This is a genomic window from Mucilaginibacter sp. FW306-07-L (genome assembly GCF_058782065.1).
In genome coordinates, this window is record NZ_JBYSXI010000001.1 from 693460 (window position 1) to 719157 (window position 25698).

General features: G+C 44.2%; 27 protein-coding genes. 5 read left to right on the plus strand and 22 right to left on the minus strand.

The features are described from left to right. Nucleotides 1-48: 48 nt before the first annotated feature. Genes AC3WJC_RS03140 through yihA form a run of 3 tightly spaced genes read right to left on the minus strand, consistent with a single transcriptional unit; the run spans nucleotide 49 to nucleotide 2134 of the window. On the minus strand, nucleotides 49-657 hold the full coding sequence (locus AC3WJC_RS03140) for a Crp/Fnr family transcriptional regulator (RefSeq protein ID WP_492397615.1): 609 nt from the start codon (nucleotides 655-657) through the stop codon (nucleotides 49-51). Next, nucleotides 645-1499 (minus strand): UbiA-like polyprenyltransferase, encoded by an 855-nt coding sequence (locus AC3WJC_RS03145; RefSeq protein WP_492397616.1) that lies wholly within the window; start codon nucleotides 1497-1499, stop codon nucleotides 645-647. The genes AC3WJC_RS03140 and AC3WJC_RS03145 overlap by 13 nt, the downstream gene beginning before the upstream one ends. A gap of 14 nt (nucleotides 1500-1513) precedes the next feature. Beyond that, nucleotides 1514-2134, minus strand: coding sequence for a ribosome biogenesis GTP-binding protein YihA/YsxC (yihA, locus tag AC3WJC_RS03150; RefSeq protein ID WP_492397617.1), 621 nt, complete (start codon nucleotides 2132-2134; stop codon nucleotides 1514-1516). A 145-nt stretch (nucleotides 2135-2279) separates the two neighbouring features. Between yihA and AC3WJC_RS03155 the strand changes: the two genes are divergently transcribed. Both AC3WJC_RS03155 and AC3WJC_RS03160 read left to right on the plus strand, forming a co-directional pair. Further along, nucleotides 2280-2771: a VOC family protein gene (locus AC3WJC_RS03155; RefSeq protein WP_492397618.1), complete on the plus strand. Its 492-nt coding sequence runs from the start codon at nucleotides 2280-2282 to the stop codon at nucleotides 2769-2771. A 163-nt stretch (nucleotides 2772-2934) separates the two neighbouring features. Continuing rightward, complete coding sequence (locus AC3WJC_RS03160; RefSeq protein ID WP_492397619.1) at nucleotides 2935-3309, plus strand: hypothetical protein; 375 nt, start codon at nucleotides 2935-2937, stop codon at nucleotides 3307-3309. Here AC3WJC_RS03160 and AC3WJC_RS03165 read toward each other — a convergent pair. Further along, nucleotides 3306-3974: a phosphatase PAP2 family protein gene (locus AC3WJC_RS03165; RefSeq protein ID WP_492397620.1), complete on the minus strand. Its 669-nt coding sequence runs from the start codon at nucleotides 3972-3974 to the stop codon at nucleotides 3306-3308. The genes AC3WJC_RS03160 and AC3WJC_RS03165 overlap by 4 nt on opposite strands. 83 nt (nucleotides 3975-4057) lie before the next feature. Between AC3WJC_RS03165 and AC3WJC_RS03170 the strand changes: the two genes are divergently transcribed. Beyond that, nucleotides 4058-5785: an amino acid permease gene (locus tag AC3WJC_RS03170; RefSeq protein WP_492397621.1), complete on the plus strand. Its 1728-nt coding sequence runs from the start codon at nucleotides 4058-4060 to the stop codon at nucleotides 5783-5785. Here AC3WJC_RS03170 and AC3WJC_RS03175 read toward each other — a convergent pair. The 18 genes from AC3WJC_RS03175 to AC3WJC_RS03260 form a co-directional block, all read right to left on the minus strand. Continuing rightward, nucleotides 5782-6789: a glycosyltransferase family 4 protein gene (locus tag AC3WJC_RS03175; RefSeq protein ID WP_492397622.1), complete on the minus strand. Its 1008-nt coding sequence runs from the start codon at nucleotides 6787-6789 to the stop codon at nucleotides 5782-5784. The genes AC3WJC_RS03170 and AC3WJC_RS03175 overlap by 4 nt on opposite strands. Continuing rightward, a complete protein-coding gene (locus AC3WJC_RS03180; protein WP_492397623.1) occupies nucleotides 6790-9066 on the minus strand; it encodes a glycosyltransferase family 4 protein in 2277 nt (758 codons plus the stop codon). It abuts the gene before it with no gap. 232 nt (nucleotides 9067-9298) lie between these two features. Then, entirely contained in the window at nucleotides 9299-10495 is a 1197-nt protein-coding gene (locus AC3WJC_RS03185; protein WP_492397624.1) for an aspartate aminotransferase family protein, read from the minus strand. A gap of 126 nt (nucleotides 10496-10621) precedes the next feature. Beyond that, nucleotides 10622-11452 (minus strand): glutamate racemase, encoded by an 831-nt coding sequence (murI, locus tag AC3WJC_RS03190; RefSeq protein ID WP_492397625.1) that lies wholly within the window; start codon nucleotides 11450-11452, stop codon nucleotides 10622-10624. A gap of 63 nt (nucleotides 11453-11515) precedes the next feature. After that, entirely contained in the window at nucleotides 11516-12025 is a 510-nt protein-coding gene (locus AC3WJC_RS03195; RefSeq protein WP_492397626.1) for an OmpH/Skp family outer membrane protein, read from the minus strand. Between the two features lie 53 nt (nucleotides 12026-12078). Continuing rightward, nucleotides 12079-12609, minus strand: a complete 531-nt coding sequence (locus AC3WJC_RS03200; protein WP_492397627.1) for an OmpH/Skp family outer membrane protein — start codon at nucleotides 12607-12609, stop codon at nucleotides 12079-12081. Between the two features lie 15 nt (nucleotides 12610-12624). After that, nucleotides 12625-15153, minus strand: coding sequence for an outer membrane protein assembly factor BamA (gene bamA, locus AC3WJC_RS03205; protein ID WP_492397628.1), 2529 nt, complete (start codon nucleotides 15151-15153; stop codon nucleotides 12625-12627). Nucleotides 15154-15216: 63 nt separating this feature from the next. Continuing rightward, on the minus strand, nucleotides 15217-15951 hold the full coding sequence (gene uppS / locus AC3WJC_RS03210; RefSeq protein ID WP_492397629.1) for an undecaprenyl pyrophosphate synthase: 735 nt from the start codon (nucleotides 15949-15951) through the stop codon (nucleotides 15217-15219). A gap of 215 nt (nucleotides 15952-16166) precedes the next feature. After that, entirely contained in the window at nucleotides 16167-16691 is a 525-nt protein-coding gene (locus tag AC3WJC_RS03215) for an ExbD/TolR family protein (protein WP_492397630.1), read from the minus strand. 88 nt (nucleotides 16692-16779) lie between these two features. Further along, nucleotides 16780-17571 (minus strand): type IX secretion system protein PorG, encoded by a 792-nt coding sequence (gene porG, locus AC3WJC_RS03220; protein WP_492397631.1) that lies wholly within the window; start codon nucleotides 17569-17571, stop codon nucleotides 16780-16782. 9 nt (nucleotides 17572-17580) lie between these two features. Beyond that, nucleotides 17581-18462 carry an NAD kinase gene (locus AC3WJC_RS03225; protein ID WP_492397632.1) on the minus strand — a complete coding sequence of 294 codons (882 nt, stop codon included), beginning with the start codon at nucleotides 18460-18462 and terminating at the stop codon, nucleotides 17581-17583. A gap of 13 nt (nucleotides 18463-18475) precedes the next feature. Further along, nucleotides 18476-19138, minus strand: coding sequence for a CBS domain-containing protein (locus AC3WJC_RS03230; RefSeq protein ID WP_492397633.1), 663 nt, complete (start codon nucleotides 19136-19138; stop codon nucleotides 18476-18478). A 3-nt stretch (nucleotides 19139-19141) separates the two neighbouring features. Then, nucleotides 19142-19903 carry an alpha/beta fold hydrolase gene (locus AC3WJC_RS03235; RefSeq protein ID WP_492397634.1) on the minus strand — a complete coding sequence of 254 codons (762 nt, stop codon included), beginning with the start codon at nucleotides 19901-19903 and terminating at the stop codon, nucleotides 19142-19144. Between the two features lie 105 nt (nucleotides 19904-20008). Further along, nucleotides 20009-20458, minus strand: coding sequence for a GatB/YqeY domain-containing protein (locus tag AC3WJC_RS03240; RefSeq protein ID WP_492397635.1), 450 nt, complete (start codon nucleotides 20456-20458; stop codon nucleotides 20009-20011). A 155-nt stretch (nucleotides 20459-20613) separates the two neighbouring features. Beyond that, entirely contained in the window at nucleotides 20614-21378 is a 765-nt protein-coding gene (locus AC3WJC_RS03245; RefSeq protein ID WP_492397636.1) for an SDR family NAD(P)-dependent oxidoreductase, read from the minus strand. Nucleotides 21379-21454: 76 nt separating this feature from the next. After that, a complete protein-coding gene (gene porT / locus AC3WJC_RS03250; protein ID WP_492397637.1) occupies nucleotides 21455-22198 on the minus strand; it encodes a type IX secretion/gliding motility protein PorT/SprT in 744 nt (247 codons plus the stop codon). Next, nucleotides 22195-22926, minus strand: a complete 732-nt coding sequence (gene ubiE / locus AC3WJC_RS03255; RefSeq protein WP_492397638.1) for a bifunctional demethylmenaquinone methyltransferase/2-methoxy-6-polyprenyl-1,4-benzoquinol methylase UbiE — start codon at nucleotides 22924-22926, stop codon at nucleotides 22195-22197. Before ubiE ends, porT begins: the two co-directional genes overlap by 4 nt. A 113-nt stretch (nucleotides 22927-23039) precedes the next feature. After that, nucleotides 23040-23288: a hypothetical protein gene (locus AC3WJC_RS03260; RefSeq protein WP_492397639.1), complete on the minus strand. Its 249-nt coding sequence runs from the start codon at nucleotides 23286-23288 to the stop codon at nucleotides 23040-23042. A 261-nt stretch (nucleotides 23289-23549) separates the two neighbouring features. Here AC3WJC_RS03260 and AC3WJC_RS03265 point away from each other — a divergent pair, with 261 nt between their 5' ends. Together AC3WJC_RS03265 and AC3WJC_RS03270 are read left to right on the plus strand one after the other, a co-directional pair. After that, complete coding sequence (locus tag AC3WJC_RS03265; protein ID WP_492397640.1) at nucleotides 23550-24920, plus strand: Gfo/Idh/MocA family protein; 1371 nt, start codon at nucleotides 23550-23552, stop codon at nucleotides 24918-24920. 11 nt (nucleotides 24921-24931) lie between these two features. Beyond that, the gene (locus tag AC3WJC_RS03270) at nucleotides 24932-25663 is read left to right on the plus strand and encodes a 3-keto-disaccharide hydrolase (protein WP_492397641.1); all 732 of its coding nucleotides are present in this window, start codon (nucleotides 24932-24934) and stop codon (nucleotides 25661-25663) included. Nucleotides 25664-25698: the final 35 nt, after the last annotated feature.

The window sequence follows — 25698 nt, forward strand, 5'->3', positions numbered from 1 at the left end:
AAGCTAACCTGCTCAACAGGCCTTAAACGTTAACAAAAGATAAGAAATTTATTTGGCCGGAATAAAAATGCGCTTACGGATGCGCGACAGCGAAACGGGTGTTACACCTAAATAGTTGGCTACATAGTGCTGAGGGATACGCTGCAATACGTCTTGTCCGTCTTTAAGCAACTCCACATATCTTTCTTCCGGTGATTGGGTGATAAAAGCCTGTACGCGATCTTCATAGCAGCAGAGATAATACTCGGCTACCAAACGCCCAAAGCGCTCCATTTTATGGGCTAAAAACGGGTGCTCGGTCAGTTTTTGAATATTGCTGTGGCTGATGCAAACCAGCGAGGTGTCCTCAAGCGCCTGTACATAAATCAGGCTGGGTTGCTGCTGCACAAAACTTTTGTAGGAACTTACCAGTTCATTGGCGAAGCTGAAAAAGTTGGTGATCTCCTCGCCATCATTCCGGATGTTGAAATAGCGTACCGAACCGGCAGCAATAAAGCCAAAATACTGGCATACCTTGCCCTTCTCAACAAAGTAGTCTTTCTTTTTCAGGTGGATAAAAGTGAGGTATTTCTCCAGTTCGAGCCATTCATCCGCACTAAAAACCACATAAGTTTCTATATGCTGTTTAAAGGCTTTGAGTTGATTTACCTGATCCATACCCTATCCAGCAAAAATAAAATGGCAAATACCACGCTGGCTATACCGTTGGTGGTCATAAAGGCGAAGTTAACCCGGCTTAAATCTGTTGGTTTTACCAGCAGGTGCTGGTAGATCAGCATAGCGCAAAAGAAAGCGATACCGATATAGTACAAAAATCCAACATGTGTAACAAAAGCAGGCATCACAATAAATAGGGCAGAAAATACATGCAGCAGCGTTGACAGGTTTAGCGCCCTTACCTTACCCAAATAGGCCGGGATGGAATGGAGGCTTTGGCTGCGGTCAAAATCTTCATCCTGCAAGGCATAAATAATATCAAAGCCGCTTACCCAGCATAATACGGATAGGGAGAAAAAAATAGGCGTTAAGGCGAATTCACCGGTAACCACCAGGTAAGAACCGATAGGGGCAAGCGACAAGCCTAAACCCAACACCATGTGGCATAAAGCTGTAAAGCGCTTGGTGGCACTATACCCCAAAACCACTAATAAAGCAACCGGCGATAGGTAAAAGCAAAGCGGATTAATGAACCAGGTTACGCCGATAAACAAAGCGCAATTAACCAATGTAAAGATCAAGGCATTGCGGGCGCTGATACGGCCTGCGGGGATATCCCGCTGTACGGTACGTGGGTTTTTAGCGTCAATATCCCTGTCCAGGTAGCGGTTAAAGGCCATGGCCGAGTTACGAGCGAATACCATGCATAGCACCATCATGAGCAGTTTTGGCCATTCAAACGTATGATTAGTGGTAGTAACCGCCAAAAAAAAGCCGATAAAGGCGAACGGCATCGCGAATATGGTATGCGTAAACGTAACGAGGGATAAATATTTTTTCATGGAGCGGTGTACTGTTAAAACTGCTTGTATTCCGGAATTTCAAAGTTTTTGTTAATATCGTCAACAAAGCCCAAAACCTCTTCTTTGCCGATCTGGTTTTCAGCAGAGGTAATAAAGTGGGGCGGTACCTCTTCAAACGAAGCTGCTAATGCCTGGCGAAACTTAGCCACGTTCTGATCGGTTTTGATGTTAGATTGCTTATCAGCTTTAGTAAAAATCAGTACAAAAGGTAAACCATGTTCGCCCAGCCAGTTGCAAAATTCAAGATCAATCTTTTGCGGGTCCAAGCGGCTATCAACCAAAACCATTACGCATTGCAGGCTCTCGCGCTTATCAAGATAGGTGCGCAAAAATTTGTTCCAGTCCTCCTTTTTGCTTTTTGATATACGGGCGTAACCATAACCGGGTAAATCAACCAGGTACCAGTTATCATTAATTAAAAAATGGTTGATCAATTGCGTTTTACCGGGTGTTTGCGAGGTTTTTGCCAATCCTTTTTTGCCGGTAAGCATATTAATAAGGGATGACTTGCCCACGTTTGACCGACCTATAAATGCATACTCAGGCTTTACCGGTGGCGGTAGTTTAGAGATCTGGGTATTGCTGCAAATAAATTCGGCTGATTTAACGATCATAACCACAAAGATAGATATTAGTGTGCAAACATGGGCGATACCTTAGGCATTTAGCACAATGTTGATGCCGTCATAGCTATATTTACAAACTGATTACCAATACAGTTTGCCCATATTTGTAAATTTGAAGTTTAAACATGTAATTATGGATAACTACACCATTCCGGCCCAAACACGTATAGGCCATGTGCATCTCAAGGTGAGCAATTTGCAGCGTGCCATGGATTTTTATGTTGGCCTGTTAGGTTTTGAGCTGGTTACCATGTATGGCGATCAGGCCGCCTTTGTTTCAGCAGGCGGGTACCATCATCATATAGGCTTAAATACCTGGTATAGTAAAGATGGCGGCCCGGCACCTCAGCATACCGCAGGCTTGTTTCATACGGCTATTTTGTATCCGGAACGTAAAGACCTGGCCATAATTTTAAAACGACTACTTGATGCCGGTTACCCGATCAGCGGCGCCTCAGACCATGGCGTGTCCGAAGCGATATACCTCGACGACCCGGATCAAAACGGCGTTGAGCTTTACTGGGACCGCCCCCGCGACCAGTGGCCGTTTGACGAGCACGGCAAACTGACCATGTACACCAGGGCTTTGGATATAAAAGGACTGCTGGCCTTGGCAGAAGGTTAATATAACATATTATTATTGCTAATACCTCCTTCAATCGTGTCATTTCGAGCGATAACGAGAAATCTGCCTGAGTGTTTTTCAAGCGACAGATTTCTCCTCGTACCTCGTCGAAACGACAAGTTTTTTTAATACAGAAATTAATCAAAAGTATACCTTTAACGCCATGCCCGAAACGTTAGAATATCCGTTAACCATCGATTTGCCTGAAGGCAATAGTAACGCTGAGCAATTCCTGCATGATCTTTTATCGATCAGTGAAAACCATGCATTGATGTGTAACCGGCTGGAGCGTTATCACTGGGGTATGGGTACTAGTCCGGAGGTGAAGGATTTTAGTATCGAATTAGTTAAACCAGCCGCCGATGGGTTGTCCGGATCATTCAGGTGCAGGTTCAGGGTAAATTACAGCTTTACCTGTTCGGGTATCGAGAGCGGGGAGAATAACACCATCAGTTGGGATTATAAGATAGATCAGCATAAAGGCACCATTTTTCTGCAAGGCGAAACCCCGTTGACACGCGATGGCGATGATATTTAAGCAGCGCGTTTTTTAAGCAACGCATTTTGCCATTTGGGCGTGTGTAAAAATTGCCTGCTATCTATAAAGCTTAACCAGAATACGGTTACGATAACTCCGGTTACCGAACCGGCTACTACATCTTCAAAAAAATGTTCGCTCAGGTACATGCGCGAATAGCCTGCAAATACCGCAAGCAAAAAAAGCACTACCCCCCAGGCTTTCTGTCGTGAAAAATAGGTAAGCACCACCGCTGTTGAAAATGCTGTAACCGAATGCCCTGATGGAAAACTGTGCAGGGAATAGATATGCACACCCTCCACAAAGTGGATCTCTTTCAAACGCGTCGAAAAATAAAGGTTGGGGCGTGGCGCATCAAACGCGAATTTCAGCACCTGGGCTGTTAATGATGAAACAGCATAACTTGTCGCCAATAAAAATGCTTTCCGGTAACTGAAAAATAATACCAGCACAATGGCTATGGCGATAGTGAACAACCCATCGCCAATATTGGTATAGAACCGGAAAAACAGGTCGGCAGCCGCATTATACTTGCTGTTAACCGAGAAATAGATTTCCTCGCGGGTATAAATCAGCTTGATAGTAAGGCAAATAATTAAAAATAACAGATACAGGATAAAAAAAATATCAATACGGCGCAGTACATCTTTTATTCCTATATTCATGGGTGCAAATTAAACCTAATACAGGTGCAATGCAAAAAAATGGTTATGTTTGGGGTTGATTGGCCCTCATAAAGCATTGATAAATGTCGAAAAGTATATTTCGTAGAAAATCAGTTTCCAAAATTTTAGCCGATGTTGAAAGCGGTTTTAGTGACAGCGAACATTCCGGCGGCGCAACGCACCTAACCAAAGCACTTAAAGTAAAAGACCTTACCCTGATGGGTATAGCCGCAGTTATTGGCGCGGGTATATTCAGTACCATTGGCGAGGCTTCCTTTCATGGCGGGCCGGGAGTAAGTATATTATTCATCATAACCGCTGTAACCTGTGGCTTTTCCGCCTTGTGTTATGCCGAATTCGCTTCCCGCATTCCTGTTGCCGGCAGTGCTTACACCTATGCCTATGCATCTTTTGGTGAGTTAGTCGCCTGGATCATCGGTTGGGATCTGCTGATGGAATACGCTATTGGCAATATTGCCGTAGCCATATCATGGAGTACCTATTTCGTAAACCTGCTGGAAGGCTTCAATATTCACATTCCATCGTACTTAACAATGGATTATTACAGCGCCCTTAAAGCGCATGAAGATATTCAGCAGCTTACAGCAGGCGGCAAACTGGCCGAAATTACCGATAAAATGCGCCATGCTGCCGCGGCTTTCGCTGATGCCCCCGGTGCCGGTAATTTTAAGCTGATTGCCAATATACCCGCGTTGCTTATTGTTGTGGCTATTACTTACCTGGTATATATCGGTATACGCGAAACCAAAAAAGTTACTAATGCCATGGTGATGCTTAAAATAGCCGTGGTTATCGGGGTAATATTATTAGGCTTTTTTTACATTACACCTGCCAACTGGAATCCGTTTATGCCTAATGGCTTTAGTGGTGTAATGAAGGGCGTTTCGGGTGTTTTCTTTGCTTATATCGGGTTTGATGCTATATCAACCACGGCCGAAGAATGTGAGAACCCACAACGCGACCTGCCACGCGGCATGATCTATTCGCTTATTGTTTGTACCATTTTATACGTGCTTATTGCCCTGGTGTTAACGGGTATGGTAAGCTATAAGGATTTACAAGTGGGCGATCCGCTGGCTTTCGTATTCGCTAAAGTAGGTTTAACAAAAATAAGCTACGTAATTTCGGTTAGCGCGGTTATAGCTACGGCGAGTGTATTGCTGATATTCCAGTTAGGGCAACCCCGTATATGGATGAGCATGAGCCGAGACGGATTGCTGCCAAAAGCGTTTTCGCGCATTCACCCCAAATTTAAAACACCATCGTTCGCTACTATAGTAACCGGTTTTGTGGTGGCCATCCCGGCCTTATTCATGAACCTTACCGAGGTTACTGACTTAACCAGTATAGGCACGCTGTTCGCTTTTGTGCTGGTATGTAGCGGTGTATTGTTGTTACCGAAAGAAGCCGCTGTACAAGGCCGTTTTAAGCTGCCTTACATCAACGGTAAATTTATTGTACCGGCATTATTTGTTGGGGCGGTTATCGGTTTTCATAAACCGGTTATTGAATTACTTTCCGGAGAGAATGTTCATGAACGTTTCCCGCTGATATTGTTCATCATTGTAAGCGCGGGTATCGCTGTGGTATCATTCATTAAAAACCTGTCGCTTATACCGGTATTAGGTCTGTTAAGCTGTTTGTATTTAATGACAGAATTGGGCTACATTAACTGGCTGCGCTTTTTGGCCTGGCTAATAATTGGCCTGGTAATTTATTTCACTTACGGCTATAAAAACAGTGCTTTAGGCAAAAGTACCGGTGATCTGCCGGATAATAAAACGCTTTAAGCGCCTAATATCTGCTGGTATAATTTAAAGTAATCATTCGCCATTTTATCGCAGGAGAATTGTGAGGCTGCCCATTGATGGCATTGGCTGCGGTTGATGTTGGGTAACAGGCTTACCGCATGTATAGCTTCATCAACTGTATTTACTAAAAAGCCGGTTTCCTCATGCTTAATTAATTCAGGCATCGAGCCACGGTTAAAGGCGATTACCGGGGTGCCGCAAAGCATGGCCTCAGCTACGCTCATGCCAAAGGGCTCGTTAAAGTTGATGGGGTGCAGCAATGCTGATGCCTTACCCAATAACTCTTTACGTTTTTCAGGACCGGCATGGCCTACATATTGTATCTGATCACCCAAATGCGGCTCAACTTTTTCGCGGTAATAACCCTCATCCTGAATAATACCGGCTATCAATAGCTTTTTACCACTTCGTTTAGCGATCTCGATGGACTCCGCGGTGCCTTTATGGTGATGAATGCGACCAAAATAAAGCAGGTAATCTTCCGGCTCGGCATTAAATTCAAAATCCTTTATATCGAGGCCATTGTAAACAGTCGCGATGTATTCCAACTCAGGGCTTCTGTCCGAATTACTGATGGATACATAATGCCCTTTGGAGTTGTATTTTTTATATACCGGGATGATCTTATCAGATGAGAAGCCATGTATGGTCGTGATCAGCGGTGTGTTAATCAAACCGGAGTAGGTGAGGGGCAGAAAGTCGAAATTATTATGGATAAGGTCAAACTCTCCGGCTTTTTCCATCAGGTTACTGATGTGCAGGCACTCCAGTACCTTGGCATCCTGACTGCGGTCTTCCTCGTAGCCCTGCTCGCATATCGCTTCCAGCTTTCCGGCGGTTATTGAATCACCTGTGGCAAAAAGGGCAACATCAACACCTAACTTTATCAGTCCTTCGGCAATGTTTGATGCTACCTGTTCCCACGGCCCGTAATGCCTCGGCGGTGTACGCCAGGCAACGGGGGCTAATACGGCTACCTTCATTTAGCAGATCTGTACGTTATGGCCAAATTTGTTATACTCGTATTCCAGCTCGAAAGCCTTTAATACGGTAAGGTGCGCTATCAGGTAAGCTAAAGTACTCTCCGCACCCTGGTTACGGTTAATACCTGTTGGCAGCAAGCCATCGCAACATCCCTTCGTTTCATGATCGTACAGTGGCGCACGCAGTGTATTTTCTCCTAGGAACCATTTATAGCTCAGGAACATTTTTTCAATATACTCAGGCGTGCGGAATATTTTATATGCCTGGAAGTGCATCAGCACCATGGCCATGGTTTCAATAGCCTGCTGGTCAAAAGTAGGGAAGGTACCACCGCGGTAATACCATCCATCATTACCAACCGGGCTCAAATAACCGTTTGACAGTGTAAGCTGATCTAAAAACGCCATTGACTTTAAGGCAACCTGGCGGGCTTCCTCGTTACCGGTTATCTCGCATGAGTGTAATAATGCAAGCGGCAATATGGCATTATCATAGGTCATGCTTTCTTCAAACCATTGCCAGTCATCGCTGGCAGTATTGTTGAACGCGTCAATCAGTGGTTGTGTAAGCCTTACTAATTCCTGCATCATGCCTTCGTCGGCAGGTACGGCCTGCAGGTAAAGGCTGATGCCTATGATGGTATTAGCCATGCCACGCAGGTATTTCAGGTTACGGAAGTGCGGGAATGATTTCTGGAATATCTCTAAAGCGAATTCGCGGTATGAGTTGCTTGCCGCGCAGCCAATTAAATGACCTAAAGCCCAAACAGTACGGCCAAATGAATCTTCTGATCCTACCTCATCCAGGTAACGCCTGTCAAAACTTAAAAAGTTACGGAAGTTACCATCATCTGTTTGCATGTAGTGAATGTAACTCAGGTAGATAGGCAGTAGCTCAAATGCCTCTTCGCTTTTATTACGCTGATAGGCCATTAGCGCCATAATAAGCGCGCGGGCGTTATCATCCAAACAATAACCTTCTTTAAGGTTCGGAATGCCATATTTTGCATGCTGAACAATACCGGTATCATCAGTTAAACGCAAAACGTGCGTCAGGCTGAATTTCGGTAATATCTCCGGGTCAACAATGCTGTTCTTTAATATCTTGTCGCTAAAGTCATGGCTAATGCATGATTCCTGCGCTACTTTAATAAATTCCGCACCAATTGCCGGGTAACGCAGGTGCAATCCATATTGGTAAGCATTGGTTTTAAGGCTATTTAAGGTGTCCTGATTATCCAGCAACTCATTCACGATCTCGCCAAGGGCTTCTGAGTTTTTAAAGTCGAACAAACGGCCACGATTATGGTCAAGCAACTCTTGTGCGTGCCAGTACGGAGTTGACACTACCGCTGCGCCGGAGCCTACCGCATACGATAAGGTACCGCTTGTAATTTGCGCCTCATTTAAATACGGTGTTACATATACCTCACAAGCGGTAAGGTAATTGATCAGTTCTTCCTCAGAAACAAATTTGTTGATAAACGCGAGGTTTTTAGAAACACCCAACTGGGCGGCGAGGCTTTTTAATGATTCACGATATTCCTCACCTGAATTTTTTAGTACACCCGGATGCGTATTACCCAGTATCACATACATCACGTCAGGATGATTTTCAACTATTTTAGGTAATGCTTTTATTACGGTTTCGAGGCCTTTGTTGCGGCTTAATAAGCCAAAAGTAAGCAATACACGGTGGTTTTTGAATGATGAAAGGCCTTTAACCGGGTTATCAACCGGTGCTTCCAGGTCAGGCACACCATGTTCAATAATTTGTATTTTTTCCTCCGGGATATCATAAATAGAGGTCAGAAACTCAACGGCACGCTGGCTCATTACCACCACCTTTGATGATTGCTCGGCAATTTCGCGGATAATGATGCGCTGCACGTAGCTTGGCTCCTTTAATACGGTATGTAATATGGAGATCAGCGGTTTTTCAAGCCTGTTGATTAACGGCAAAATATAGATACCGCTCTCGCCGCCATAAATACCAAATTCATGCTCCAATATGCAGGCATCAACTGTACTGGTGTTGATGTAATTGGCGGCACGTATATAATCCTTTTGATTATTTTGGCGCACTACATATTTTACTTCCTCAGGATATTCATATTCTTCCATGTCTGCCGAATCGTTCAGGGCTACGATATAACCACCGTCTGACGGTACTTTCCTCTCCGGAAAATTGGCATTAATTGCCCGCATCAAATTCTGGTTAAATGTAGCTATCCCGCATTCTCTTGGAGGATAAGTTGATATGTAGGCGATTTTCATTGGTATAATTACTTTTTATTTTTAGTTAAGTGGTTTTGATACAATGTGTCTGCCGGAGCGGTCATTTTAAAGGACACGGAATGATCAAAATGTAGGCTGAAATGCTTTAAAGGCACAATTCTATATCAGCACACATTACTTTGCACAAAGCGTACCAAAAAACTGCATCTTTTAATTAGAACTTAATTAAAAGTGAGGGGTGTAATTACACTAATAAAAACGTTGAGCTTAGTTACAGGCTTCGTGTTTGATAATCAACAGCTTCAATAATAATTTCGCATGCTTTTGTAATTTCGGCGTTGCTGATAATAAGGGGAGGGGCAATGCGCATGGAGTTGGAGCAGTGTAAAAACCAGTCGGTAATTATACCATTTTCTATACAGCGGTCGATTATTTTTTTGTTCAGTTCAAAGCTTTCAAATTCGGCGGCCAGCATAAGGCCTTTACCGCGTACCTGTTTTATAGCCGGATGAACTAATAATTGCTTAAACAGGTGTTCCTTTTCTGTAACCTGATCGGCCAGTTTTTCCTCAAGCAGTGCTTCAAGCGCCGCCAGGCCTGCCGCGCAGCTCACGGGGTGCCCGCCAAAGGTGGTGATATGCCCCAGGATAGGATCACTTTTTAAAGCACCCATAATTTTGTTGGATGAAATAAAAGCGCCGATAGGCATGCCGCCGCCCAATGCTTTGGCCAGCAGCAAAATGTCGGGCTCAATGCCGTAATGCTCAAACGCGAACAGCCTGCCGGTGCGGCCCATGCCGGCTTGTATCTCATCCAAAATAAGTAGCGTTCCGGTTTGGTCGCACTTATGGCGCAGGGCCTGCATATATTGAATTTCGGGCACACGTATGCCGGCTTCGCCCTGTATGGTTTCAACAATTACGCAGGCTGTTTTATTGGTGATCCTTTGCAGGTCGGCAAGTTTATCAAACTGAATAAAGTCAACATCAGGTAACAGCGGGCCATAACCTTTTTTAAATTCATCGCTCCCCATAACGCTTAACGCGCCATGAGTACTGCCGTGGTAAGAGTTGTGGCAGGCGATGATCTGTGAGCGGTTAGTATAGCGCTTGGCCAGTTTTAAGGCACCCTCAGCGGCTTCGGCTCCGGAGTTCACAAAGTATACCGATTGCAACTGCTCGGGTAATACCGATGCCAGCTTTTCGGCAAAGCTTACCTGTGGCGTTTGTACATACTCGCCATAAACCATCAGGTGCATGTATTTATCAACCTGGTCTTTTATGGCTTGCACAACACGGGGATGTCGGTGGCCGATGCTGCTCACCCCGATACCTGATATCAGATCCATATAAGCCTTACCTTCGGCATCATACATATACAAGCCTTCGGCACGCTCAAACTCAAGCAGCAGCGGAAAATCAGTAGTTTGCGCATTGTGCGATAGAAATAGCTGACGAAGTGTTGGCATGGGGGAGGCTGTTTGTGGATTAACGAATTATTGAGTTATTGAATTTATCGGATAACTGAATTTTTAAGTCTTGGTGTATTGGTTTGTGTTTAAAAAATATAAAATACAGATACGAGGTATGAGTTTTTACTTCACCGAAACATACTCCGCTACAACCGGCTCGCCAAAAAAGGCGGACGCGTGGTGATCGAAATCGGTCGTATCATCTGATGTGGTGAAGAACTTCTTATTGTTGCCCTGGGTTACCTGGCCTTCAATTTCCAGATGGCGTTGCAGGTAATCAGTAAGGCTGGCGGCAACAATATCGCCCTGGGCTACTACATTTATATTTTTAGGCAGATGAGCTTTGATCTTATCCTGCAACAGGGGGTAATGTGTACAAGCCAGCAACAGCGTATCTATATGAGCCGATTGCTGCTGTATGGCATCCAGATATTGTTTTACAAAATAATCCGCACCAGGTTTATCATATTCGCCGGTTTCAATCAGTGGTACCCACATAGGGCAGGCCTGCTGGTATACCTTCAACTCGGGCGAAAATTTTTCGATCTCCAGCAGGTACGATTGTGATTGTACGGTACCCTTTGTGCCTAATACACCTATTTCGCCGGTTTGGGTATAGTTGCCTATCACCTCCGCGGTAGGGCGGATCACACCCAGTACGCGTTTATCATCAAACCTACTGGGCATATCCTGCTGCTGTATGGTACGCAGGGCTTTTGCCGACGCGGTGTTACAGGCCAGTATTATCAAAGGGCAATCCTGCTTAAACAGCCACTGCACACACTCCCAGGTATACTCATGTATGGTTTTAAACGAGCGGTTGCCATAAGGCGAGCGCCCGTTATCACCCAGATAGATGTAATCGTACCCGGGCAACTTATCGGCAATGGCGCGAAATACGGTAAGCCCGCCATAGCCCGAATCAAATATGCCTATAGGTTTTGTTGCTGCCACGGTGCAAAAATAAAAAAAGCGCCCGGTATGCGGGCGCTTTCAGTTTCAATATCTTGTAAATTCTTATTTTAAACCTAAGTCGGTTTTTACTGAAGTGATCAGGTCATCAGCTTCCGGAGATACTAAAAGCTCGGTTTGTGATGAATCAAGCACGTAAGTATAACCTTTAGCTTTAGCAACTTTAGCTATTGAAGCACGGGCTTTAGTAAATAACGGCCTGGTTAGCTCATTGCTTTTTGCCTCTACTTTGCCTTGAGCATCTTTTTGAAAATCCTGAATGCGTTTTTGCAGATCCTGTAACTCGGTTTCTTTTGATGTACGGGTTGCATCATTCATTGTAGCTTTATCTTTTTCGTAAGCCTGTGCTTTTGTTTGAAACTCGTTACCCATAGTAGTGTAAGTATCAACAAAAGTTTTTTGGTAAGCTTCCATTTGAGTCCTGATAGTTTTGGTTTCAGGCATCTGCTCAATTAACTGGTTAAAATTAATGTGCGCGATCTTTTGTGCTTTTGCATACGTTCCCACAAATAACATACATACTGCAACCAAAGCAACCTTAAATAATCTTTTCATTTTTGTTCTGTCTGTGTTTAATATAATAGTTCGCTATTTTATAAAATAAAAACTTATTGGGCAAATGTTCCTGGTTTTAATCCTAAACGGGTTATTACCGCGGCGCTCTTATCATAACGCGGATTAGCGTATAACATCATCACCTCGCTGTTCTTGTCAAATATCATGTCGAGGTTTTCACTCTCGGCCACTGCCTGTACAGCTTTTGACACGCGATCCTGAATTGGTTTAATCAGGGTATTGCTTTTTTGTGTCAGCTCACCGTCAGGACCAAATTTCAGGCGTTGAAAATCCTTCGCCGCTTTTTCTTTTCCTACAATTTCGGCCTCGCGGCGTTTCTTCATTTCAGGAGTCATCAATACCTGGTCGGCCTGGTAAGCCTTGTATAAACGGTCAATCTCCTGAAATTTAGCATCGGCCTCTTTTTGCCATTGTTGTGATTGCGCGCTCAACTGTTTTTGTGCCGATGTATAATCCGGTATATGTTTCAGTATATATTCCGAGTCAACATAAGCAAACCTTTGTGCAAATGCACCCAAACAAGCTGTAAACGCTAATATTGTTGTTAAAATTATCCTTTTCATAAAATAATTGTCCGATTAATTAAATCCACCTTGCAAGCTCTGTGATATAGAGAAGTGGAATTGACCTTTACCAGCATCGGGCTGCCCTGGTATCTGATCAAAGCCATAGCCATAATCCAAACCAAGCAAGCCAAATATAGGTAAAAATATTCTGGCACCCATACCTACAGAACGTCTTACATTAAACGGATTATAGCGGCTAAAATTATCCCATGCGTTACCACCTTCGGCAAATGCAAGCAGGAATATAGTTGCCGATTGGCTGGCTATTACCGGGTGGCGTAATTCTAAAGTGAATTTGTTATAGATAGCACTACCAGGGTTATCACCAGCAGTATAAGTTGATCCGCTTGGTACTATCGAGAAGTTTTGGTAACCACGCATACCGATGATCTCGCTGCCTTGCAGGAATTGGTAAGTTTGCATACCGTCACCACCTAACTTAAAGCGCTCAAACGGAGAAGGGCCTACTTTTGAGTTGTATGAACCCAGGAAGCCAAAACGCGCCTGCGACATTAATACCAGCTTACCGGTAATACGCTGAAACCATTGCGCGTCAAACTTCCACTTGTGGTACTCCACAAATTTATAACGCTCCTCAGGGGTAGCGATAGCGTAGTTGGTATTGTTAAACAAAGAGTATGGCGGCGTAGCCTGTATGGTGAACCTGATGTTTGAACCTGATGTAGGGTAAATAGGGACATCCAATGAGTTACGACTTAACTCCTGCGTTAACTTAATGTTGTACGATGTACCGTTACGGAACAGGTAAGCTGAGTAGTTATCCAGGAAATAATGGTCAAAGTTAAGCGAGTAGTTTAACTGGAAATAGTTATCAGGCCAGTTTAAACGTTTACCCAGCGTTATACCTATACCATTAATACGTAATTTATTGTATCGCGAATCAGACTTCGCAAAGTACTGCCCTGTTGAGCTGCCTTGTGTATAGGCCGATAAGCTAAAGAAGATCGGCTTTTTACCACCCAGCCATGGCTCAGAGAACGTGAACGAGAAGTTTTGATAAGTACGACCGCTTGATTGTCCACGTATGCTCAGCTTTTGTCCGTCGCCTTTTGGCAGCGGCCTGTAGGCTTTTAAATTGAACAGGTTACGCAGCGAGAAGTTATTGAATGATAGGCCCAATGTACCTACCAACTGGCCACCACCAAAACCACCCGAAAGCTCGATCTGGTCTGAAGGTTTTTCAACTACGTTGTAAACGATATCTACTGTACCCTCTGCCGGGTTGTAGTTAGTTGGGCGCGGCTCGGTTTTTTGCTCATCAAAGCTACCCAGTTGTGATAGTTCACGTGTACTGCGTATCAACAGTGTTTTGTTGAATTTTTGGCCCGGTTTTGTACGGATCTCGCGCATTACCACTTTATCGTTGGTGACATCATTACCCTTTACGGTTACACGGTTAATGGTGTATTGCGGGCCTTCGTATATACGGATATCTAGGTCAATAGTATCGTTATAGATACGGGTTTGTACCGGGTCAGAGTTGTAAGTAAGGTATCCGTCGTCAAGGTACAGGGTGGATACGTCATCATTGCTTGGCGTTGGACCTGAAAGCCTTTTGGTTAATTCTTCCTCACTAAATATATCGCCTTTTTTAATACGCAGTATCCTGTCTAAAAATTCGGCAGTGTATTTGGCATTGCCAGACCATTTGATGTTCCCAAAGTAATATTTAGGGCCTTCGTAAACTTTCAGCTTTACATCAACCGTACGGTCGTCATGGCGGCTAACGCTGTCGCTTACTACCTGCGCGTCGCGGTAACCTTCGGCCTGCATTTTTTCAACAAGGGTTTGCTTGTCTTCCAGGAATTTATCTTCCTTGAATTTTTTTGAACCGAAGATGTTATACCATTTTTTGGTACGGGTGTTCTTTAAAAACTTACGTAGTTTTTTATCAGTAAATGCCTGGTTGCCATCAAACTCGATGCTGTTTATCTTAATCTTGGTTTTTTTATCAACCTGCACATTCAATATCACGGAGCTTGAGTCGCCCGGATCAGGCTGCGGGCTCATTTTTACCTCGGTAAACAGGTAGCCCTTTTCGTTAAAATGGCGTTTGATGATACCTGTAGTGGTATTGATCAGGTTTTGGTTTACTATTTTACCGGTCTTATCATTCAGTTTTTTAGTAACATCCTCAATTTCGCCTTTTTTGATGCCGGTAATTTTTAGCCTTGATAAACGCGGCCTTTCAACCACGGCTATCTCCAGGTATACGGTATCCAGGTTTACTCTCAGGATATTAAGTTGCACATCATCAAACAATCCCTGCGAAAACATGTCTTTAACTACACGGGCGTTTGCTTCGCCCGGTAAGATCAGCCTGTCGCCTTTGTTGAGTTTTGAGATGGTGAGGAGTGCTTCCTTATCCAGATTTTTAGCACCGGTAATGGTAACACCACCAACAATATACTCTTTAGGGTTAAGATAATTCAAGCTATCTGCTGAAGCGGCCGGAACTTGCGCCATCGCGGTGACCGAGCTTATCAGCAGAGAAAATACAGCAACTATATATTTATACATTCGGATATTTTAGTGGGCTAAAAATAATTTAAACAGTTGTTAAATAGTGTTAAAAGCAAAAATTTAGTTAAGCTGCTCGCTTGTCATACCAAAACGGCGTTCGCGCTGCTGGTAATCAAGTATGGCCTCAAACAAATCTTCACGCCTGAAATCGGGCCATAATTTTTGAGTAAAATACAGCTCGGTATATGCTATTTGCCAAAGCAGATAGTTACTTATGCGGTGTTCGCCGCTGCTTCTGATAAGCAGTTCGGGATCGGGCATATTGTGTGTGTACAAATTCGCGGCAAATAGGTCTTCGTTAATATCTTCGGGTTTCAGCTCACCGCTCAGTACTTTTTCGGCAATGCTTTTTGTGGCGTGTACAATCTCATTTCGTGAGCTGTAGCTCAATGCCAGTGTAAGCACCAGGCCGGTGTTACCTGAGGTTTTATCAATAGCCTTTGTTAGTTCGCGGTGGTTACGGGCCGGCAGCATGCTAAGGTCGCCAATGGCGTTAAGGCGCACATTATTGTTCATAAAAGTGCTGATCTCCTTATTAATGGTGCTTACCATAAGCTCCATCAGGGCCATTACCTCAAGCTTGGGGCGGTTCCAGTTTTCGGCAGAGAAAGCATACAGGGTTAAGTATTTTAAACCCAGATCGCATGATCCTTCAACAACATCCCTTACGGCAAGCACACCATTATGATGGCCAAATACCCGGAGTTTACCTTTGGTTTTTGCCCAACGGCCATTACCATCCATTATAATGGCAATATGCGCTGGTAGCTTCAACAAATCAATCTGGTCTTTCATTCCTGCCGTGTTAAATAGCGATAAATTATGGCGCTGCAATTGTAATAATAAAGCGCTCAGCTATTTAAATTATTTAAAATAAGCCTGTTTTTTCAGGCTACAAAGGTAAAACTTACTTTGTATTTTTTTAGTATGACAGCCGAAAAGAAAAAATAAGCTTTTTTCCACAAAAAAGCCGGGCTGCAAAGCCCGGCTGTAAAAATGTTATTAGCCTGTTAATAGATGCCGTTTTGCTTTAACAGCGTTATATCCTGCGGGGCAATATCGGCAATGGCATAGGCTGGCACCTGGGTTATGTCTAGTTCATCAATAGTATTTACCAGGTTCTCGTACTTTGAGCTATCTGCCGGTTTAACAATTACCATCAGTGTTTTGCCGTAATTTTTTTTCACATAAGCCCTGGCATCCAGCAATGCTTTACGAACACCGTTTTTACCGTAACCAGCCACTGTAGGTTTAAGTATGGGTTGCTCCGCCCTGCCTAAGTACCATAAGGCTTTATTATCCTTGCCAAGGCATACGGTAAGCGTACGGTTTTCTGATACCGGATCATCAATTCCTTCATCATCAGGCATAACCATAGGCATCATTTTGGGCTTGCTCAACGTGGTGGTTAGCATAAAAAAGGTGATCAAAAGAAATGCAAGGTCAACCATAGCTGTCAGATCTACGCGGGTTGAGGCACGTTTGGGGTTTGGTTTTCTGCCTGATCCGGAGGCAGCATTATTTAATTCGGCCATATAAATAATAGTTTAGATATGTAATATATCTATTACGCCAAATTAAATTCTTTATTATATATAAATTAAAAAATATTATTCTTTATGGTCAATTTTCAAAGTAGCATTTTTCGGTTACAAAAGTAAACGATATGGAAAGGTTTAGAAACAGGTAAGTATCCCGCTTACGCAGATCGCCGCGCTGTGTACCTGCCGTACCGGTATACACCCCGGTTTTTTCGCCTGTACGGTCAGATAATAGTACGGACGAGCGTGTGGGCAACGTGTTTTTATCGGCATATAGGCCGCTTACATCGTCAAGGTAATCCGTATTTGTCCAGCGGTACCCTAAGTCGGCAATCAAGGTCCACTTGCCGCCTATGTTATATTTAACACCGGCCCCGTAAGGCACTGATAATACCGTACCCGCGTATTGCTTTTCCTGCCCCTCGGTACGTAGCCTGCGTAAACCTATCTCGTTACCATTATATGTTGCCCGCGGCGCGTGCGCAACCAAACCTATCCCGGCGAAAACAAAGGGGGTAAACACATTTTTACCGGCATCGGGTATGTAATGCATAAAGTTAAACTCGCCTGTCAGGTTGGTTTCCATCAGCCTGTTGGTAAAGCTCAGGTTACGATCGCGCTGCTGCTGGTTGTTTGAGGTGCTATCGGCAGCGCCAATTTTACCATAAGTAAACTGAAATTTGGCCGACAGGTAACCATTGAAATTACGCTTTAAAAAAAGATTACCGGCCAGGCCGCTTATTTGCAGCGGGTTGTGCTGGTTTAAATCGCCCATGTAACCGGCGCCGCCAATACCGCCGCCAACTTCCCAGGTTTGGGCTTTGAGGGTTATGGTTGTAAATAGTATTAAGAATGTAAGTACAAATTTCTGCATCCGGTAACGCTAATAGTTACGGGTATCAAGCCCCCACAACAGCTTATGTCTTAACGTTGATAAATAATTTTCATTATTCAGCCTGATCAAATTAAGCTGAAAATCAGCCTTGCTTACATTGATGCGCACAGGCTGGTCAAGCACGGCAGTACGCGAATCGCACGAGATCAAATAATTAGCGCTGCGGGTTTCCACATCAAATGACAGGGTGCAGCAATCAGGCAATACGGCCGGCCTCACATTTAAATTATGCGGAGAGATAGGCGTTAATACTACGGTATTTGATTCAGGAAAGATGATAGGGCCGCCGCAGCTCAGCGAGTAAGCGGTTGACCCGGTAGCGGTTGATACAATGATGCCATCGCTCCAGTAGGAGTTTAAAAAGTTACCATCCAAAAAAGTATTGATGGTGATCATGGCCGAATCATCGCGCTTGTGTATGGTGATCTCATTCAGCGCGAAATTATCCTCGCCAAATAATTTGGCTTCAGAATCTATCCGTAGCATGGCCCGTTTATCAAGCGTGTATTGTTTATTAACCACGGCATATATAGCGGCGGCAATATCGCTTTTATTGATACTGGCTAAAAAGCCCAGCCTGCCAAAATTAATACCTATTACCGGGATGTGGCTGTCGCGTATCAGGGTAACGGTATCCAGCATGGTGCCATCGCCGCCAAGGCTCAAAAACAGGTCGATAAGGCCTTTAAACGGCTGGCCTTCGGCAAGTACGGCATAGCTAACGTTAGTGATCTTATCCTGCAGGTAAGCGTGCAGGCGGCTGTGTACATAAATTTCAACCCCGTGTTGTTGCAGGTTATCAAATACCTGCTGTATGTATGGCAACACCTCGTTATCGCTAAACGGCCTGCCGTATACTGCTATCTTCATTTGCGGGGGGATATTATAGATTGAGGTAATTCATCAGCGAATCATATCGCTCCATTGAATTATCTTTTTCGTTGTAGTGGTTAAAGGTGGCTTTAATATCATAGTCGTACCGTAAAAAAGTGGCCGCTATGTTTGATATATCCAGCTTGTTGATCTTGAGGGTAACTTCCATGCGGGTAGAGTCCGGAAAGGTACGCAGGTAAGAGCTCAGCACCTGCGCGTTGTCCGATTCGATGATCTGCGCCATGTGGGCTAGTGAGTTATTACGGTTGCTGATCTCTAACACGATGATGCCACCGGGTACCGATACGGATGTAAGCTCGGCAAAGTACTCATTCATGCTGTTGATGGATACCATGCCCAGGTAATTGTTCTTTTTATCAAGCACAGGTACCACGCTCAGCTTCAGCTCCTGGAATACTTTGATCACATCATAAATATGCTGATCGCTGAAAACGTAAGGGTTTACCAATGAGAGGGCGAGTGAGCCGATAGGTGATGTGTAGTCAGGCTCCTCAATAAGGTCGGCCTCTGCTATCAGGCCTAAAAATTGCTCCTCGTTAACTACAGGTAAGTGACTGACCTTGAATTCGGCCATCCTTTCCATCACTTTCTGCACCGTGTCAGAAGTGTGTAATGGTGGTATAGCATTCCCGATCAGGTCAATCGCAAACATGTTTTAATTTTTTAGTTTATCCAAAAACTGCCTCAGCAGTACATTAAATCTTTCGGGCTGCTCCATCATGGGCGCATGGCCGCATTCGTCTATCCAGTGCAACTCCGAATGTGGCAGCAACTGGTTAAATTCTTCGGCAACCTCGGGCGGCGTTATCTTATCGTTTTTACCCCACAGTAAGCCTACCGGTATGGTTATCTTATGCAAATCCTTTGCCATGTTATGCCTGATAGCTGATTTTGCCATAGCTAATATCCTGATAACGCGGGTGCGGTCGTTTATGGTTTGAAAAACCTCATCAACCAATTCTTTTGTGGCCGTTTTCGGGTCGTAAAAAGTAAACTCTACTTTTTCCTTCACAAAATCATAACTCTCGCGGCGCGGAAACGAACCGCCAAAAGCATTTTCGTACAAACCCGAACTACCCGCAAGTACCAGCGCCTTTACATATTCAGGGTGTGATAATACATATATTAACCCCACATGCCCACCAAGCGAATTACCCAATATAGTAAACCGCGTGAGGCCTTTGTGTTTAACAAACTTATGTACATACTTACTCATGGTTTTAACGCCGGTAGTAAGCAAAGGCAAATCATAAATTGGTAAAACAGGTATTATAACACGGTATTGTGATTTAAATTCTTCAATAACCGCTTCCCAGTTACTGAGCGAACCCATTAAACCATGTAAAAGTAGCAGTACTTCGCCTTCGCCCTCTTCAATATAATTAAAATCTTTTTCGTGTTTAAGTGCGAACTTCATATATACTGCCTAAGTCAATTATTATAGTTGCAAGTTTAGTTAATCTTGCGGTTATTATGCTGTAAAAATAGTTTATTGCGGTTTAGTTACAATAGCAGGCGGCAATTATCCCAAAATCTGCTTTATAACTTCGGATATGGTTTTGCCATCGGCTTTTCCGGCCAGTTCTTTATTGGCTGTACCCATTACCTTGCCCATATCCTTTACAGAAGTAGCACCCACACGCGCAATAACCTCTTTTAAATACGCTTCCAGTTCGGCCCTGTCCATCTGTTTTGGCAAATAGGCTTCAATTACCTGCATTTCTGCCGCTTCTATTTCGTAAAGGTCTTCACGGTTTTGGGCCTTGTATATATCGGCCGACTCCTTGCGCTGTTTGATCAGTTTTTGCAGTACTTTAATTTCAGCCTCCCCGGTTATTTCTTCGGCAGCGCCCTTTTCGGTTTTAGCTAATAATAAGGCTGATTTTATAGCACGCAAGCCACGCAGCTTGTCGGCATCCTTGGCCAGCATGGCTTGTTTAATATCCTGATCTATTTGGGTTGATAATGACATTTTGTTTCGGATTTCGAATTTTCAATTTCGGATTTAAGCTGCAAAGCTACAATTATTGATTTATTGAGTTAATGATTTATCTAATTATTGAGTTAATGAATTATGGAGGTATTGAATTTATTATTTTAATTCATCATATCTGCACATCAACTATTCTATAAATTTTTTCTGAAAATACTCGTAGCGCCTGCCTGGGCGGTGGGCATTACGGTAAGTTCATTAATATTTACATGCGCGGGGCGCGATGCCGCGAACCAAATAGTTTCGGCAATATCCTGCGCTACCAGTGGCTCAAAGCCTTCGTACACTTTTTTAGCCCGATCCTTATCACCCTTAAAACGCACTTCAGAAAATTCCGTTTCAACCGCGCCCGGGTGTACTGCCGTTACCCTGATACCGTGCTGTAACAAATCAAGGCGCATGCCTTTGTTCAGCGCGTCAACAGCGTGCTTGGTAGCGCAGTACACATTCCCGTTAGGGTAAACCTCTTTACCGGCGATAGAACCAATGTTGATGATGTGGCCAAAACCATTCGCTGTCATCCAGTTTGATACCACTTTGCTGGCATACAACAAGCCTTTAATATTGGTATCGATCATGGTATCCCAATCGCTTGGGTCGCCGTTTTGTATGGGGTCAAGACCCTGGCTTAGTCCGGCGTTATTAATTAACACATCTACCTTTTTCCACTCGGCAGGTAAATTCTCCAGGTTATCTATTACCGCCTGGCGGTTGCGTATATCAAACGAAGCAACGGCAACCTCTACATTGTATTGGCTGTTTATTGCCGATGCCAGGTTATCAAGCCTGTCGCGGCGGCGGCCGGTAAGTATCAGGTTATACCCTTCGCGGGCGAATATATGGGCGCAAGCCTCGCCAATACCGGCGGTTGCCCCTGTTATTAATGCAATTTTTGCCATAAGTTTATATAACTATCGTTAGCAAAATTATGTTTTCTAAAGTATCAATATGTCGCTTTAGGGTAAGGATGCGGTATTACTCAAAGTAAAGGCTGAACTGCAGGGTATGCAGGCGCAGGCCGCTAAGCGGGTAGGAGGCAGGGTGATTTTCAGGCACCAGTATGTTGCCGAATGAATTGGATATTTTTATTTCGGGCGATAATTTAAAGAACTCAAAATAAATATCGCAGCCCAAACCAACTTCGTACGAGGCGAAGGTGCGGTCTATCTTAACTGTTTTTTCAAGCAGGCCCTTATCAGCATCGGGGTTTTTACGGCCAAGCGACTGGCTCAACTTTACACCGCCAAGCAAATAACCGCGCAGATCGCCAATACGGTCTGACTTTAATTTAAGCTGTAGCGGCACATCAAAACCGGTGGTGTTTATTTGCTTGGTAATTACCTGCGTTTCCGGATCAGGCGAATCATAGGTATAGATCAGCTTACGGTCAGCAAAAACTAACGAAGGTGTTACGCGGGCTTCAAGGTGATCAGTGAGCCTGTATCTTGCTAAAAAACCCACGGCGAAACCCGGTGAATTGGGCGAACTAATGCTGGTAGCATTACCGGTTAATGGCGCACCGGTTTCAGGGTCGGCAAAAGGGGTTGTCCAATCCGGTTGTTTGTTGATTTTAAGATAACTGCTGATATAGCTGAAAGAAAATCCGAAGCTAAAATCGTTCAGATCGGCGCCGCCGCCCCATGCAGGCGGGTGCTGGCCAAAGGCCAACCCGGTAAAGCAAAAAATAAAAATTAACGCCGCGTAAAAGCTTTTTATCATTTAATACCTGTGTAGATTGAACAGATACCAAACGTTAAAGCACGGTTTTTGGTATTTTTAAAACCTACTTTGTCCATTACCGCGGTAAAGCCCTTACCGTCCGGAAAGGCCGCGACTGACTCCGGTAGATAGGAGTAAGCCCTGGCATCTTTAGAGAATAGTTTGCCTATGCCTGGCGTAATGTATTTAAAGTAAAAATTATACAACTGTTTTACCGGGAAGGCACGGGGTTTTGAAAACTCCAGCACCACAACCTTACCACCGGGTTTTAATACCCGGAAAATATCGGCCATGCCTGCTTCCAGGTTCTCAAAGTTACGTACGCCGTACGCCACGGTAACGGCATCAAACTCATTTTCGGTAAAGGGCAGTTTTTCGGAGTCGCCAAGTTTTACAGAGAATTTATGGCCAAGGTTGCGCTTGGCTATTTTTTGATCGGCAATGTCAAGCATCCCCCTTGAAATATCAACACCGGTAATTTTTTCGGGTTTTAATATAGTGAGCGCCTCAAAAGCGAAATCGCCTGTGCCGGTAGCTACATCCAGTATATGCTTTGGTTTATCGTGCTTTAACTCGTTAATAGCCTTTTTTCGCCAGATGATATCTATACCCAGCGACATAAAATGGTTCAGGAAATCGTATGTTTTTGATATATTGTTGAACATATCGGCCACCTGCTCTTTTTTGGTAACCTGTTCATTCTGGTATGGGGTAACTACTTTGCTCATGCTATATGGGCGGTAAAGATAGGCATTAGTAAATTAAATGTACCGCCGCGATGATACAGGTTGTAGCAATCTACACTATCTGCGGGCAGTTTTACAAAAGCCTGATAGAATGGTTATTTCAGGTTTCTTTCTTTTAAAAGATCTTCAAGTGGCTTATGCTTTTTCTTGTTATTGGCGGCTACGGGTATATAAATCAGCGGGAGAAAACTTAATAAGCCAAAGCCATTTTTTACCGAGCTGAAAACCGCGATGCCTATTAATATGCCGAAGATCAGTGCATCAAAAACATAAACGGATTTGAGCTTTTTTGCTTTCTGTAATAGTTCCTCGTTTGATAACCGGGCTAATTCCTGTTGGGTCATTTTGTTTGGTTTAAGTGATTGCTGTAGGCTAAAGGCCAAATATACATAACCTACCCGATTACAAAAATTAAGTAAAGGGGATGGTATTGTCTTGATGAATGATCATTACCGGCGTATGCTTGATCGTTAATTAGTAGCGGGGAATGGGATTATTTTACCATTAAACCACTCATTAGCTGCATCAAATGGATAGTTAACCATCTTTTTTGAATCGATTTATCTGCTAATTTTACGCCATACTCACCTATCAAATTAAACCGTATGGAAGAAAAAAAGAATGCCTCCCGCCGGGGATTCATCAAAAAGCTAAGTACTGCCGCGGCCGCTGTAGCCGCCGGAACGGTTGCTATGGCTGCCGACAAAAATCAGTCGTTTTTTTATTTAAAACGCCAGCCGTTTTTTAGCGCTAACGATAATATTAACATCGCGCTGATTGGCGCCGGCGGTATGGGCACGCAGGATGCTATTGTTGCCTTGCAGGTGCCCGGCGTAAAACTGGTTGCCGTATGCGATTTGTATGATACCCGCCTTAAAGATGCCAAAGCACGCTGGGGTGCCGATATTTTTACTACCCGCAGTTATAAAGAAATATTAGCCCGTAAGGATATTGATGCCGTAATTATCGGTACTACCGACCACTGGCATCAGCAAATATCAATTGATGCCATGCACGCAGGCAAGCACGTGTATTGCGAAAAGCCCATGGTACATTCTGTTGATGAAGGGCCCGCGGTTATCAAAGCGCAAAAAGAAACCGGTAAGGTATTTATGGTAGGCAGTCAGGGCGTATCATCATTAGGGAATGAAAAAGCTAAGGAACTGCTGGCATCCGGTGCTATTGGCCAGCTTAATTATGCCGAGGGTTTTTGGGCACGCCGCAATCCTATCGAAGCCTGGCAATACCCTTTACCTGCTGATGCCTCAACCCAAACGCTTGACTGGGACACTTATGTAAGCAATACCAAAAAACGGCCGTTTGATGAGAAACGCTTTTTCCGCTGGAGAAACTATACCGATTATGGTACCGGCATGGCGGGCGACTTGTTTGTGCACCTGTTCAGCAGCCTGCACTTTGTAACCGGCTCGCACGGGCCAAATAAAATTTACGCTTCGGGCGGCTTACGTTACTGGAATGATGGTCGCGAAGTACCCGATGTACTGTTAGGCACCTTTGATTATCCTAAGGCGGAAGTGCATCCGGCCTTTAACCTATCCTTACGCTGCAACTTTGTGGATGGCACCAGCGGCACCACCTACCTGCGCCTTGTGGGTAGCGAGGGCTCAATGGATGTTACCTGGGATGATGTAACGCTTAAACGCAATAAGTCCTTCGCCTCTGACGATCCGTTTTATTTGGAGCAGCTAAGAAAATCAGGCAATGGCAATGCCGGCCGTAAAATGATATTGCCGCCCGAGCAAATGACTTATGCCGCCGAAAAGGGCTATAAAGGGGGACCTTATGACCACATGGTTAACTTTTTTACCGCTATACGCGATAATAAAAAGGTGGTTGAGGATGCCATATTCGGCTATCGCGCGGCAGCCCCTGCGCTGTTGTGTAATGATAGCTACCACCAGGACCGATCTATACTTTGGGACCCTGAAAAAATGCAGATCACTAAAAAACAATAACTACCATGAACATGAAATTAAGATCAGTTACTGTATTATTAACCGCCGGCCTGCTTGGCACAGCGGCCATTGCTCACAGCGGTGATGGAAAACCTAAAGCGGAGTATCCTGTAAAAAAAGGTTGGGTGAGTTTGTTTGATGGTAAAACCCTGACCGGCTGGCATGCTTATAATAAAACCGCTAAGGTGGAGAATTGGGCAGCAAAAGATGGCGTACTAACTTGTGTTGGCAGCGAACATGAAGCCACCAACGGCGATATTGTTACCGATAAGGAATACGGCAACTTTGAGCTTACCTGGGACTGGCAGATAGGCAAAGGCAGCAATAGCGGCGTAATGTACCATGTGGTTGAGGATGCCAAATACCCGTACACCTTTACTACCGGGCCGGAGTACCAGTTGATTGATGAGGTAGGTTGGGATGGCAAGCTGGAAGACTGGCAAAAAGCGGGATGCGATTATGCCATGCATCTGCCTAACGAAAAAAAGAAACTGAACCCGGTTGGCGAGTGGAACACCAGCAAAATTGTATTTAACAAAGGCCATGTAGAGCATTGGCTTAACGGGGCTAAAATATTGGAATTTGAGGCTTGGTCGCCGGAGTGGACGGAAAAGAAAACTACCGGTAAATGGAAGGATGACCCAGATTACGGGATGGCTAAAAAAGGCCGCATTGCCTTGCAGGCACATGGCGGTAAAGTAGCATTCAGAAATATTAAGATCATGGAACTGCCGATTAATTAATGCCGGTTTAATCTGAACAGAAAAGCGGGAACCTG

Coding starts and splice junctions, on each gene's coding strand:
- AC3WJC_RS03140 (WP_492397615.1), bottom strand. CDS start 657: ATGGATCAGGTAAATCAACTCAAAGCCTTTAAACAGCATATAGAAACT.
- AC3WJC_RS03145 (WP_492397616.1), bottom strand. CDS start 1,499: ATGAAAAAATATTTATCCCTCGTTACGTTTACGCATACCATATTCGCG.
- yihA (WP_492397617.1), bottom strand. CDS start 2,134: ATGATCGTTAAATCAGCCGAATTTATTTGCAGCAATACCCAGATCTCT.
- AC3WJC_RS03155 (WP_492397618.1), top strand. CDS start 2,280: ATGGATAACTACACCATTCCGGCCCAAACACGTATAGGCCATGTGCAT.
- AC3WJC_RS03160 (WP_492397619.1), top strand. CDS start 2,935: ATGCCCGAAACGTTAGAATATCCGTTAACCATCGATTTGCCTGAAGGC.
- AC3WJC_RS03165 (WP_492397620.1), bottom strand. CDS start 3,974: ATGAATATAGGAATAAAAGATGTACTGCGCCGTATTGATATTTTTTTT.
- AC3WJC_RS03170 (WP_492397621.1), top strand. CDS start 4,058: ATGTCGAAAAGTATATTTCGTAGAAAATCAGTTTCCAAAATTTTAGCC.
- AC3WJC_RS03175 (WP_492397622.1), bottom strand. CDS start 6,789: ATGAAGGTAGCCGTATTAGCCCCCGTTGCCTGGCGTACACCGCCGAGG.
- AC3WJC_RS03180 (WP_492397623.1), bottom strand. CDS start 9,066: ATGAAAATCGCCTACATATCAACTTATCCTCCAAGAGAATGCGGGATA.
- AC3WJC_RS03185 (WP_492397624.1), bottom strand. CDS start 10,495: ATGCCAACACTTCGTCAGCTATTTCTATCGCACAATGCGCAAACTACT.
- AC3WJC_RS03195 (WP_492397626.1), bottom strand. CDS start 12,025: ATGAAAAGATTATTTAAGGTTGCTTTGGTTGCAGTATGTATGTTATTT.
- AC3WJC_RS03200 (WP_492397627.1), bottom strand. CDS start 12,609: ATGAAAAGGATAATTTTAACAACAATATTAGCGTTTACAGCTTGTTTG.
- bamA (WP_492397628.1), bottom strand. CDS start 15,153: ATGTATAAATATATAGTTGCTGTATTTTCTCTGCTGATAAGCTCGGTC.
- uppS (WP_492397629.1), bottom strand. CDS start 15,951: ATGAAAGACCAGATTGATTTGTTGAAGCTACCAGCGCATATTGCCATT.
- AC3WJC_RS03215 (WP_492397630.1), bottom strand. CDS start 16,691: ATGGCCGAATTAAATAATGCTGCCTCCGGATCAGGCAGAAAACCAAAC.
- porG (WP_492397631.1), bottom strand. CDS start 17,571: ATGCAGAAATTTGTACTTACATTCTTAATACTATTTACAACCATAACC.
- AC3WJC_RS03225 (WP_492397632.1), bottom strand. CDS start 18,462: ATGAAGATAGCAGTATACGGCAGGCCGTTTAGCGATAACGAGGTGTTG.
- AC3WJC_RS03230 (WP_492397633.1), bottom strand. CDS start 19,138: ATGTTTGCGATTGACCTGATCGGGAATGCTATACCACCATTACACACT.
- AC3WJC_RS03235 (WP_492397634.1), bottom strand. CDS start 19,903: ATGAAGTTCGCACTTAAACACGAAAAAGATTTTAATTATATTGAAGAG.
- AC3WJC_RS03240 (WP_492397635.1), bottom strand. CDS start 20,458: ATGTCATTATCAACCCAAATAGATCAGGATATTAAACAAGCCATGCTG.
- AC3WJC_RS03245 (WP_492397636.1), bottom strand. CDS start 21,378: ATGGCAAAAATTGCATTAATAACAGGGGCAACCGCCGGTATTGGCGAG.
- porT (WP_492397637.1), bottom strand. CDS start 22,198: ATGATAAAAAGCTTTTACGCGGCGTTAATTTTTATTTTTTGCTTTACC.
- ubiE (WP_492397638.1), bottom strand. CDS start 22,926: ATGAGCAAAGTAGTTACCCCATACCAGAATGAACAGGTTACCAAAAAA.
- AC3WJC_RS03260 (WP_492397639.1), bottom strand. CDS start 23,288: ATGACCCAACAGGAATTAGCCCGGTTATCAAACGAGGAACTATTACAG.
- AC3WJC_RS03265 (WP_492397640.1), top strand. CDS start 23,550: ATGGAAGAAAAAAAGAATGCCTCCCGCCGGGGATTCATCAAAAAGCTA.
- AC3WJC_RS03270 (WP_492397641.1), top strand. CDS start 24,932: ATGAAATTAAGATCAGTTACTGTATTATTAACCGCCGGCCTGCTTGGC.